Genomic DNA, 12,362 nt, shown 5'->3' on the forward strand with positions numbered 1-12,362 from the left:
CGCGCAGAAAAACCGTTCTGCGGGATGCTGAGTGTTGTTGCGCCTGCCGCTTATCAGCTATGCTATGCGGATCTCTCTTTATGATATGAAACAGATGATGCTACAGGCGTAGCTGTTTTTCACTATAGGACCACTGGCCGCCATGCAAGAGCAATACCGCCCAGAAGATATCGAAACGCAAGTACAGCTTCACTGGCAAGAGAAGCAAACATTTAAAGTCACTGAAGATACCAGCAAAGAAAAATATTACTGCCTATCTATGCTGCCATACCCTTCAGGACGCCTACATATGGGGCACGTTCGTAACTACACCATTGGTGATGTTATCTCACGCTACCAACGTATGCTGGGCAAGAACGTCCTACAGCCGATTGGCTGGGATGCGTTTGGCCTGCCGGCAGAAGGTGCAGCAGTTAAAAATAACACCGCACCGGCCCCATGGACTTACGACAACATCGAATATATGAAGAACCAGTTGAAACTACTGGGCTTCGGTTACGACTGGGATCGCGAGATTGCCACCTGTAAACCTGACTATTACCGTTGGGAACAGTGGTTCTTCACCAAGTTGTATGAAAAAGGCATGGTCTACAAAAAGACCTCTGCGGTTAACTGGTGTCCACAAGATATGACCGTGTTAGCCAACGAACAGGTAATCGACGGCTGCTGTTGGCGTTGTGATACCAAGGTTGAACGCAAAGAGATCCCGCAGTGGTTTATTAAAATCACCGATTACGCTGATCAGTTGCTTAATGATCTCGACACGCTGGAAAGCTGGCCAGAGCAGGTGAAAACCATGCAACGCAACTGGATTGGCCGCTCCGAAGGGGTTGATATCGTTTTCGACGTGCAAGATAGCGAAGAAAAACTGTCAGTTTATACCACCCGCCCAGACACCTTTATGGGTGTGACCTATGTGGCGGTTGCTGCCGGTCACCCATTGTCACTGCAAGCGGCTGCCACCAACCCGGCGCTAGCTAATTTTGTGGCTGAATGTCGCAATACCAAAGTTGCCGAAGCTGAAATGGCAACGATGGAGAAAAAAGGCATGGCGACCGGCCTATACGCCATCCATCCACTGACAGGTGAGAAGCTGGCTATCTGGGCCGCTAACTTTGTCTTGATGGATTACGGTACCGGCGCGGTAATGGCGGTTCCAGGCCACGATGCCCGTGACTGGGAATTTGCCACCAAATACCACCTGCCAATCAAGCCAGTTATTTTAGCCGCTGACGGTAGCGAGCCTGATTTGAGTCAGGAAGCCATGACCGAAAAAGGCACCCTGTTCAACTCCGGCGAGTTCGACGGTCTGGATTATGAAGCGGGCTTTAATGCCATTGCTGACAAACTGGTGGCTCTCGGTGTTGGCCAGCGTAAAGTGAATTATCGCCTGCGCGATTGGGGTGTATCACGTCAGCGTTATTGGGGTGCGCCTATCCCAATGGTGACATTGGAAGATGGCACCGTCGTGCCAACACCAGAAGACCAACTGCCGGTTATCCTGCCAGAAGATGTTGTAATGGACGGTATTACCAGCCCGATCAAGGCTAATCCTGAGTGGGCGAAAACCACCGTTAACGGGATGCCGGGCCTGCGTGAAACTGATACTTTCGATACCTTTATGGAATCATCTTGGTATTACGCACGCTACACCTGCCCACAATTTGACGAGGGCATGCTGGACCCTGCCGCCGCCAACTACTGGCTGCCCGTTGATCAGTATGTAGGCGGTATTGAACACGCCATCATGCACCTGATGTACTTCCGTTTCTTCCACAAACTACTGCGTGATGCCGGTCTGGTGAACTCCGACGAACCAGCCAAACGTCTGTTGTGCCAAGGCATGGTATTGGCTGACGCCTTCTACTACACCGGTACCAGCGGTGAACGTATCTGGGTTTCACCGGCTGATGCTATTGTCGAGCGTGATGAGAAAGGGCGGATTGTTAAAGCGACCGACGCGCAAGGCCATGAACTGGTGTATGCCGGTATGAGCAAAATGTCGAAATCGAAAAACAACGGTATCGACCCGCAAGTTATGGTAGAAAAATACGGTGCCGATACTGTGCGCCTGTTTATGATGTTTGCATCGCCGGCAGAAATGACGTTGGAATGGCAGGAGTCTGGCGTTGAAGGGGCTAACCGCTTCTTAAAACGTGTCTGGCGTCTGGTGTTTGAAAGCACTGCCAAAGGTGCAACTGCGCCGCTGGATATTGCCAGCCTGACGGAAGAGCAAAAATCACTGCGTCGTGATCTGCACAAAACGATTGCCAAAGTCACTGATGACGTGGGCCGCCGTCAAACCTTCAACACCGCCATCGCTGCGGTGATGGAGTTGATGAACAAGCTGGGCCGTGCACCTCAGGAAACTGAGCAAGATCGTGCTCTGCTGCAAGAAGCATTACTGGCAGTGGTACGTATGCTTTATCCATTCACCCCGCACGTTTGCTTCAGTTTGTGGCAAGCTCTGGGTGGTGAAGGTGATATCGATACCGCACCATGGCCAATTGCTGATGAACAGGCGATGGTCGAAGACTCTAAATTAGTAGTCGTACAGGTTAATGGTAAAGTGCGTGGCAGAATTACTGTGCCTGCCGATGCCACTGAACAGCAAGTTCGCGAACGCGCTGGTCAAGAGCACCTGGTGGCTAAATACCTGGATGGGGTTACTGTGCGTAAAGTAATCTACGTCCCTGGCAAACTGCTTAACCTGGTTGTAGGTTAAGACAAGGAGGAGTTGTGCGACATCGTATTCTGACATTGTTGCTGGGGTTAGCGGTGCTGGTCACCGCTGGCTGTGGCTTTAATCTGCGAGGCACCACTCAGGTGCCACCTGAACTGCAAAAACTGTTGCTGGAAAGTAGTGACCCTTATGGCCCGTTAACCCGAGCTGTACGTCAACAGTTGCGTTTAAGCAATGTCACCATTGTTGATGACCCGATGCGTAAAGACTTACCCGCCTTGCGGATCCTTGGTTCATCAGAAAATCAGGATACCGTGTCAATCTTCCGCAATGGGGTAACGGCGGAGTATCAGTTAGTGTTGCATGTGCAGGCGCAGGTATTGATACCGGGTCATGATATTTACCCATTACGGGTTAATATCTTCCGCACATTCTTCGATAACCCGTTAACAGCGCTCGCCAAAGATGCTGAAGCTCAGGTTCTCCGTCAGGAAATGCGTGAACAAGCCGCTCAGCAGTTAGTACGTCAGCTTCTGACCGTACATGCTGCAGAAGTCAAAAATGCGCAAGAAAATGGTGACAAGCCGGTTGGCAATAATACAGCAACAGGCGCCGCCAAGATGGCAGAAACTAAAGAAATCAATATTGGCAAACCCGCAGTCAGTACCCCGGCCCAATGATCCGAGTCTATCCTGAACAACTTGTCGCGCAGCTCCATGAGGGGCTGCGCGCTTGCTATCTGTTATGCGGCAATGAGCCATTGCTGTTACAAGAAAGTCAGGACCACATTCGTCGGGTAGCAATAGAGCATGATTTCACCGAACATTTCAGTTTTGCGCTGGATACTCATACCGAGTGGGACAATATCTTTAGTCTTTGTCAGGCACTCAGTCTATTTGCCAGCCGCCAGACATTGACGCTGAGCTTCCCTGACAGTGGTTTAACGGCACCAATGAACGAACAATTGGTTAAGTTATCGGGCCTGTTACATTCAGATATTTTATTGATTTTGCGCGCAAATAAACTAACCAAAGCACAAGAAAACAGTGCCTGGTTTAAAGCACTCGGTAGTAATGGCGTATTTGTCAGTTGCCAAACGCCGGAGCAGGCACAACTGCCACGTTGGGTCAGTACACGGGCCAAAAGCCTGAATCTGGAGGTCGATGACCCCGCCATTCAACTGCTTTGTTACTGCTACGAAGGCAATCTGCTGGCGCTATCACAAGCTTTGGAACGGTTATCGTTGCTCTACCCTGACGGTAAACTGACGCTGCCTAAAGTTGAGCAAGCGGTCAACGATGCCGCGCATTTCACCCCTTACCACTGGCTCGATGCCCTAATAGCTGGGAAGAGCAAACGCGCCTGGCATATCCTGCAACAATTGCAGCAGGAAGAGAGTGAACCGGTTATTTTGCTGCGCACCTTACAGCGAGAACTGCTCTTGCTGCTAACGTTGAAGCGCCGCATGGATCAGGTGCCACTGCGTACGCTATTTGATCAGTTAAAAGTGTGGCAAAATCGCCGGCCCATGATGACGCAGGCTCTGCAACGCCTTTCGCTGCCACAATTGCAACAAGCCGTTCATTTGCTGGCACAGATAGAAGTTCGCTTGAAACAGGATTATGGTCAGTCAATCTGGCCTGAATTAGAAACGCTATCTATGCTGATGTGTGGCAAAATATTACCTGAGAGCTTTTTTGATGCCCAATAAATCCCCGACTCGCGCCCTACATGCCCTGTTCGGCGGTACCTTTGACCCCATTCATTACGGCCACTTGACGCCGGTTGAAGCATTGGCTCAACAAGTGGGTCTGCAACATATTATTTTATTACCCAATAATGTCCCACCTCACCGCCCACAACCCGAGGCCAATGCACAGCAACGGCTGAAAATGGTGGAACTGGCGGTAGCCGGTAACCCGCTGTTCAGCGTCGACTCGCGGGAGTTATTGCGCGATACCCCCTCATTCACCATTGATACCCTGGAATCACTGCGTAAAGAACGTGGTGCTGAACTGCCGTTAGCGTTTATCATTGGGCAGGATTCATTATTATCGCTGCATAAATGGCATCGCTGGCAATCGATATTGGATGTGTGCCATTTGCTGGTTTGCGCCCGCCCTGGTTACTCACAAACGCTGGAAACACCTGAGTTACAGCAATGGCTTGATGAGCGACGAGTCTTGGATCCGCAAGCATTAAACCTGCAACCACAAGGGTTAATCTATCTGGCTGATACACCTTTATTGAATATTTCAGCTACCGATATTCGTCATCGGCGTCATAATGGTGAGAGCTGCGATGACCTGCTGCCACGTGCTGTCCAGCGATATATTGAGTTACAAGGTTTATATCGCGGTTGAGGAACTGAGGGTTTATATCGCGACGCATTCACCCATGTTATACTCCGCCGCTAAATTTCAGGTATTCGCTGAAAAACCGTTACATTCTAACTGTTCATACCGGTAACTGTTCGTGGGAACTCCTGCAAACAATACGGAAGAACGTTAATACCCAAAGAACTTGACGTTGCAGGTAGCCAGCCAGCGCACGAATTCCGATAAGCTTATTTATGTAGGGTCAACTACAGGTAAGTGATTCGGGTGAGAAAGTGCAGCTAACACCCCAGCAACTTCAAGGACGAAGGGTATGGACAGAAATCACCCGAGGGGGAACCTTTGCAAGGTAAAGCGCTCCAAGAATTTGTTATCGACAAGCTCGATGACTTGAAAGGCCAGGACATTATCACTTTGGATGTTCAGGGTAAGTCCAGCATCACTGATTACATGATCATCTGTACCGGGACTTCTACCCGCCATGTTATGGCGCTGGCAGACAATCTGGTGCAGGAATCCCGTGTGGCAGGCATGATACCGCTGGGCGTAGAAGGCCAGGGTGTGTCTGACTGGGTTGTTGTGGATTTAGGCGAAATCATTGTGCATGTCATGCAAGAAGAAAGCCGCCGTCTGTATGAACTGGAAAAACTCTGGAGCTAAGCGGTGAAACTGCAACTGGTGGCTGTCGGCACCAAAATGCCAGACTGGGTGCAGACAGGTTTCATGGATTACCTGCGCCGCTTTCCCAAAGATATGCCCTTCGAGCTGGTAGAAATACCGGCCGGTAAGCGGGGCAAAAATGCGGATATTAAACGCATTTTGGAAAAAGAAGGCGAACTGATGCTGGCGGCGGTTGGCAAGAATAACCGCATTGTCACGCTGGATATCCCAGGCACTCCCTGGGAAACTCCACAATTGGCTCAGCAATTAGAACGCTGGAAGCAGGACGGCCGTGATGTCAGTCTGCTGATTGGCGGGCCGGAGGGATTAGCCCCAGCCTGTAAAGCTGCCGCAGAGCAGAGCTGGTCGCTCTCTGTGCTTACGCTACCCCATCCTTTAGTGCGTGTTTTAGTGGCTGAAAGCCTCTATCGCGCCTGGAGTATTACGACCAATCACCCTTATCACCGGGAATAAGCGGCGATGAACCTGAGTAAAGTGATGGCTTTGAGTAACGTGTTGGTTTTGGACAAGATGAAGTAGCTGCGGGATGAAAAAAGAACCTAACCCTTTTCGCGACTATTCAGCTGAATCAGCCTTGTTTGTCCGCCGCGCCCTTGTGGCTTTCCTCGGTATCCTGCTGCTAAGCGGAATATTGACTGTAAACTTGTACAATTTGCAGATAGTGCGTTTCGAAGACTATCGCACCCGTTCCAATGAAAACCGCATTAAGCTGGTCCCTATCGCTCCTAGCCGCGGTATGATATTTGATCGCAACGGCACCCCGTTGGCGATGAACCGGACCATTTATCAATTAGAATTGATGCCGGAAAAAATCGAAGACCTCCCCGCGACACTCAATGCACTACGCCCGATAGTGGATCTGACGGATGAGGATATCGCTAATTTTGAAAAAGAGCGTAAGCGCTCACGCCGCTTTACCTCCATTGCCGTTAAGACCCCCCTTACCGAGGTGCAGGTCGCCCGTTTCGCCGTTAACCAATTCCGCTTCCCCGGTATTGAAGTCAAAGGCTATCAACGCCGTTTCTATCCCTATGGTTCGGCCCTGACTCACGTTATCGGTTATGTATCGAAAATTAACGATAAAGATGTCGAACGGTTGGATAAAGAAGGCATTCTGGCTAACTATGCCGCAACCCACGATATCGGCAAACTGGGTATTGAGCGCTATTATGAATCCGTATTACACGGCAAAACCGGTTATGAAGAAGTTGAAGTCAATAACCGTGGCCGGGTGATCCGCCAGCTACATGAGCAGCCGCCGCAGGCCGGTAAAGATATTTACCTGACGCTTGATTTACATCTGCAAACCTATATTGAAAAACTGCTGAGTGGCAGCCGCGCCGCAGTGGTGGTCACGGACCCACGCACCGGCGCTATCTTAGCCTTGGTATCGAACCCAAGTTATGACCCGAACCTATTTGTCGATGGGATCTCCAGCAAAGATTATCAGGGGTTGTTGAACGATCCTGACCGCCCGCTGATTAACCGTGCTACCCAGGGTGTCTACCCCCCTGCGTCTACAGTAAAACCTTATATTGCCGTTTCCGCCCTGAGTGCCGGGGTTATCACCAAAAATACCAGCTTGTTTGACCCTGGCTGGTGGCAACTGCCTGGCTCAGAAAAACGCTTTCGCGACTGGAAAAAATGGGGTCATGGTCGGTTGAATGTCACCAAGGCGCTGGAAGAGTCGGCGGATACCTTCTTCTATCAGGTTTCCTATGACATGGGGATTGATCGTTTGTCCTCATGGATGAGTAAATTCGGCTACGGTGAATATACTGGTATCGATCTATCCGAAGAGCGCGCGGGCCTGATGCCGACCCGTGAGTGGAAACAAAAACGCCACAAAAAACCGTGGTACCAAGGGGATACCATTCCGGTGGGTATCGGCCAAGGGTATTGGACCGCCACCCCAATCCAGATGGCAAAAGCGTTAATGACGCTGATTAATGATGGCGCGGTTAAAACGCCACATCTGCTACAAAGCACCCGGATTAATGGAGAGTTAGTCCCCTATCAACAAGAAGATCGCACGCAAATTGGTGATATACATTCCGGTTATTGGGAAATTGCTAAAGATGGCATGTATGGTGTAGCCAACCGTCCGAACGGAACGGGGCGTAAGTTTTTTGAAGGTACACCTTATAAAGCAGCGGCAAAATCCGGTACCGCCCAAGTGTATAGCTATGAAACCTATAATGCCCATAAAGTGGCAGAACACTTACGCGACCATAAATTGATGGTTGCGTTTGCGCCCTACGAAAATCCAACGGTATCTGTCGCCATGATTTTAGAAAATGGGGGTGCCGGGCCTGCGGTGGGGACCATTACTCGCCAAATTCTCGACCACATTTTGTTGGGTGATAACAATACTGAATTACCGGATGCGGCCCCTCTGCCTCCAGGTGTTGAAGCAGATTAATTGAAGTGGACTAAGGTAACTCATGACTGATAATCAACAAAAAGGCTCTTTGTGGTACAAAATGCACATCGATCTGCCGTTTTTGATTTGCATCCTGGCGCTGTTGGCTTATAGCGCCTTTGTGATGTGGAGCGCCAGCGGGCAAGATATCGGCATGATGGAACGCAAAGTTGGCCAAATCGCGATGGGCCTGATTGTCATGCTGGTTATGGCGCAGATACCGCCGCGCGTCTATGAAAACTGGGCACCCTACCTCTATTTCGTGTGCGTAATTTTGTTGGTATTGGTTGATGCCTTTGGCCAAATAAGTAAAGGTGCACAGCGCTGGCTGGACTTGGGTTTTATCCGCTTTCAACCTTCTGAAATTGCTAAAATTGCGGTTCCGCTGATGGTGGCTCGCTTTATGAACCGTGACGTCTGTCCGCCCTCATTGAAAAACACCGGTATTGCGCTAATTTTAATCTTTATGCCCACCTTATTAGTAGCCGCTCAGCCCGATTTGGGTACCTCTATCCTGATTGCGGCCTCTGGCCTGTTCGTACTGTTTCTCTCCGGTATGAGTTGGCGTTTAATCGCTATTGCCGCCGTATTGGTCGCCGCATTTATCCCGATATTGTGGTTCTTCCTGATGCACGGCTATCAGCGCGACCGCGTGATGATGCTGCTGGACCCGGAAAGTGATCCGCTCGGCGCCGGTTATCATATTATCCAATCAAAAATCGCCATCGGCTCAGGTGGCTTATCAGGGAAAGGCTGGCTACACGGGACTCAGTCACAACTGGAGTTTTTACCGGAACGCCATACTGATTTTATCTTTGCCGTACTGGCAGAGGAGCTAGGTTTAATTGGCGTGCTGGTACTATTAGCGCTTTATCTCTGTCTCATTATGCGTGGTTTGGTGATTGCCGCCCACGCACAAACCACCTTCGGCCGAGTGATGGTAGGAGGATTAATGCTGATACTATTTGTATATGTGTTTGTTAACATAGGTATGGTCAGTGGAATTTTACCTGTGGTTGGCGTACCTTTGCCTTTGGTCAGCTATGGAGGCTCGGCACTGATAGTTCTGATGGCCGGGTTTGGTATCGTGATGTCGATACATACTCATCGCAAAATGTTATCGAAGAATTTATAGAGGTGAGCAATGCGTAAGGAATGGCTTTGGATAGGCATCGCAGGCGTGCTGTTATCAGCATGTACCAGTCAGCCTCCGGCACCCCAGCAACAGGTGCAACAGACGTACAACGGCCCGGTTGAAGAGATTGGCGGGGCAGAACCGCGCTATGAACCCTTTAATCCTAATTTTAATCAGGATTATAAAGCCAATGGCCAGTCTTACAGCATTATTAAAGATCCACAAAACTTCACTCAGGTGGGTCTTGCCGCTTGGTATGGCGAAGAAGCTAACGGCAATACAACCGCCACTGGCGAAACGTTCGATCCTAATGCATTGACCGCCGCCCACCCTACTTTGCCCATTCCAAGTTATGTGCGCGTCACCAATGTCAGTAATGGCCGCCAGATTGTGGTGCGCGTGAATGACCGTGGCCCGTATACCCCTGGGCGAGTAATTGATTTATCCAAAGCGGCCGCTGATCGCCTGAATATTTCGAATAATACCAAAGTGAAAATTGATTTTATCAATGTCGCACCTGATGGCTCGCTGTCAGGCCCAGGTATGGTCGGTACCACCATTGCCAAGCAAAGTTATGCCTTACCAAGCCGCCCGGACTTGACCTCCAGCGGGATGGGGACGCCAGTGCAACAGGATGCGCCCGCAGTAAGTGCGCCAGTGCGCCCTATCGCTAACAGTAATTTGTCTGGTGCGGATGCCACTCAACCGGTCGCGCCACAAAGTAGCGGCTTCCTGAGGGCATCGACCCCGGTACCGGCTGGCGTGTTGGAAAGCTCAGAACCTGCCGTGGATTCTGTATCCACTCTGGGTGCAGGGCCGGTGACACCACCGGTTGTTGCCAACCCCGGTCCCGTGACCTCATCAGTAGCAACAACAGGTGCTGCGACCTCTGGTGGTTATGTGGTTCAGGTCGGTGCGTTGAGTGATGCTCAACGGGCGCAAACTTGGCAGCAAAGCCTGAGCCAACGTTTTGGGGTCCCGGGTAAAGTAGACACCAATGGTAGCGTGCATCGTGTCCAACTTGGGCCATTCAGTAGCCGCCAACAAGCCGTAGAACTGCAACAGCGCCTATCGAGCGAAGCTCAGCAGCAATCATTTGTGGTCGCGGCGCCTTAAAACATACATACCTTGTAGCAATTTAAGGTCTGTCAGATAAAAATAACCGTAACCCCTTGTGCAAACAGGATGTTACGGTGAAACCAATAAACGCCACACAGGTGTATAGCCAAATTTATTGGCGTTGCAGCAAGGCCGCAAATGAATGCATCCCGATGAACATGTGATTCGGATGAGTGAGTGCCGCTAACGCCGCTACAACGTTAAGTAAGTAAGGGTATGGTATAGTGTGGCACTTTCTTAACTTACTCCCACGGATGTTGTTGTCCTGATCATGAAATATGTAACTACTTCTCGCATTATCAAGAGCCTGGCGCTCAGCACTGTTATTGTTATGAGCACAGCGTCTGCTGCAAACGCTGATGACGTCAATCTGAAAACCATGATCCCCGGCGTGCCACAGATCGACTCAGAAGCGTATGTGCTGATTGATTACAACTCCGGCAAAGTATTGGCAGAAATGAATGCTGATGCGCGTCGTAATCCGGCCAGCTTGACCAAAATGATGACCAGTTATGTTATCGGCCAAGCAATCAAAGCAGGCAAAATCGGGCCAGAAGATATGGTTACCGTGGGGAAAGATGCCTGGGCAACCGGCAATCCAGAATTCAAAGGCTCTTCGTTGATGTTTTTGAAACCCGGTGACCGTGTACCGGTTTCTAAACTGACTCGGGGTATCAATCTGCAATCCGGTAATGACGCCTGTGTCGCGATGGCTGATTATGTTGCTGGCAGCCAGGACTCATTCGTCAACCTGATGAACAACTACGTTAAAGCACTGGGCCTGCAAAATACCCAGTTCAAAACAGTTCACGGTTTAGATGCTGAAGGCCAGTACAGCTCTGCGCGCGATATGGCGCTGATTGGTCAAGCACTGATTCGCGATGTACCGGATGAGTATGCCATTTACAAAGAGAAAGAATTCACCTTCAACAATATCCGTCAGATGAACCGTAACGGTTTACTGTGGGATACCAGTTTGAATGTTGATGGTATTAAAACCGGTCATACCGATGCTGCTGGCTACAATCTGGTGGCCTCCGCTACCGATGGTCAAATGCGTTTGATCTCAGCCGTGCTGGGCGGTCACACCTATAAAGGCCGTGAAACCGAGAGTAAAAAATTACTGACCTGGGGCTTCCGTTTCTTTGAAACTGTCGCACCATTGAAAGTGGGTAAAGAGTTTGCGTCAGAGCCAGTCTGGTTCGGCGACAGTGACCGAGTGCAGTTGGGTGTTGATAAAGACGTCTACCTGACTATTCCACGTGGCCGTATGAAAGACCTGAAAGCCAGCTATGTACTGAATACCCCAGAGATTCATGCGCCACTGGCGAAGAATCAGGTTGTTGGCATGATTAACTTCCAGTTAGATGGCAAAACTATCGATCAGCGCCCATTAGTGGTGATGAATGAAGTTAAAGAAGGCGGATTCTTTAGTCGCATGGTGGACTACATCAAACTGATGTTCCACCGCTGGTTCGGTTAGTTGGCGGGCTTGAAAATCAGCAGACTATCCCCATATTATAAATAATCTGAAACTCCCGCCCCGGCGGGAGTTATAATTTTAAGGTCGGATAATTCTTTCTTTATCCTAGTATCTATCCGGCAGTAATCTGTCCGTCAACACCCCAAGAGCGCACATGAAAACTAAACTGAACGAACTGCTTGAGTTCCCTTGTTCTTTTACCTACAAGGTAATGGGCATTGCAGAACCACAGTTGGTAAACCAGGTGGTAGAAGTGGTACAGCGCCATGCTCCGGGTGATTATACCCCGCAGGTAAAACCGAGCAGCAAAGGCAACTTTCACTCCGTCTCCATCACCATTACAGCCACCCATATTGATCAAGTGGAAATCCTGTATAAAGAGCTGGCCGACCTTGAACTGGTGCGAATGGTACTGTAGTTAAGACCATATAGTTAGGACCATCGAGTTAAGTCCATATTGCCTACGAGCAAGATACCTAATTTGTACCAAGCCCGCCTTATTA

11 protein-coding genes are annotated in these 12,362 nt (G+C 50.0%); all 11 read left to right on the forward strand.

Annotated elements, in window-relative coordinates:
* Positions 1-142: 142 nt before the first annotated feature.
* Positions 143-2,725, forward strand: a complete 2,583-nt coding sequence (gene leuS, locus V1955_RS15590; protein WP_442821123.1) for a leucine--tRNA ligase — start codon at positions 143-145, stop codon at positions 2,723-2,725.
* 14 nt (positions 2,726-2,739) lie between these two features.
* Entirely contained in the window at positions 2,740-3,363 is a 624-nt protein-coding gene (gene lptE / locus V1955_RS15595) for an LPS assembly lipoprotein LptE (protein ID WP_083159667.1), read from the forward strand.
* Positions 3,360-4,394 carry a DNA polymerase III subunit delta gene (gene holA / locus V1955_RS15600; RefSeq protein ID WP_372568855.1) on the forward strand — a complete coding sequence of 345 codons (1,035 nt, stop codon included), beginning with the start codon at positions 3,360-3,362 and terminating at the stop codon, positions 4,392-4,394. The genes lptE and holA overlap by 4 nt, the downstream gene beginning before the upstream one ends.
* Positions 4,384-5,046 carry a nicotinate-nucleotide adenylyltransferase gene (nadD, locus tag V1955_RS15605; protein ID WP_083159671.1) on the forward strand — a complete coding sequence of 221 codons (663 nt, stop codon included), beginning with the start codon at positions 4,384-4,386 and terminating at the stop codon, positions 5,044-5,046. Before holA ends, nadD begins: the two co-directional genes overlap by 11 nt.
* Before the next feature lie 315 nt (positions 5,047-5,361).
* Positions 5,362-5,679, forward strand: a complete 318-nt coding sequence (rsfS, locus tag V1955_RS15610; RefSeq protein ID WP_083159674.1) for a ribosome silencing factor — start codon at positions 5,362-5,364, stop codon at positions 5,677-5,679.
* A gap of 3 nt (positions 5,680-5,682) precedes the next feature.
* Positions 5,683-6,153 carry a 23S rRNA (pseudouridine(1915)-N(3))-methyltransferase RlmH gene (rlmH, locus tag V1955_RS15615; RefSeq protein ID WP_083159676.1) on the forward strand — a complete coding sequence of 157 codons (471 nt, stop codon included), beginning with the start codon at positions 5,683-5,685 and terminating at the stop codon, positions 6,151-6,153.
* Between the two features lie 73 nt (positions 6,154-6,226).
* Positions 6,227-8,122, forward strand: a complete 1,896-nt coding sequence (gene mrdA, locus V1955_RS15620) for a peptidoglycan DD-transpeptidase MrdA (RefSeq protein ID WP_083159678.1) — start codon at positions 6,227-6,229, stop codon at positions 8,120-8,122.
* 22 nt (positions 8,123-8,144) lie between these two features.
* On the forward strand, positions 8,145-9,257 hold the full coding sequence (gene mrdB / locus V1955_RS15625; protein ID WP_005182719.1) for a peptidoglycan glycosyltransferase MrdB: 1,113 nt from the start codon (positions 8,145-8,147) through the stop codon (positions 9,255-9,257).
* Between the two features lie 9 nt (positions 9,258-9,266).
* Positions 9,267-10,373, forward strand: a complete 1,107-nt coding sequence (gene rlpA, locus V1955_RS15630; RefSeq protein ID WP_083159680.1) for an endolytic peptidoglycan transglycosylase RlpA — start codon at positions 9,267-9,269, stop codon at positions 10,371-10,373.
* Positions 10,374-10,647: 274 nt separating this feature from the next.
* Positions 10,648-11,859, forward strand: a complete 1,212-nt coding sequence (gene dacA / locus V1955_RS15635; RefSeq protein WP_083159682.1) for a D-alanyl-D-alanine carboxypeptidase DacA — start codon at positions 10,648-10,650, stop codon at positions 11,857-11,859.
* Positions 11,860-12,013: 154 nt separating this feature from the next.
* The gene (gene ybeD, locus V1955_RS15640; protein ID WP_032905731.1) at positions 12,014-12,277 is read left to right on the forward strand and encodes a DUF493 family protein YbeD; all 264 of its coding nucleotides are present in this window, start codon (positions 12,014-12,016) and stop codon (positions 12,275-12,277) included.
* The last annotated feature ends 85 nt before the right edge of the window (positions 12,278-12,362 follow it).

This window comes from Yersinia sp. 2545 StPb PI, from assembly GCF_052217125.1.
GTDB classification, from domain to species: Bacteria; Pseudomonadota; Gammaproteobacteria; order Enterobacterales; family Enterobacteriaceae; genus Yersinia; species Yersinia enterocolitica_E.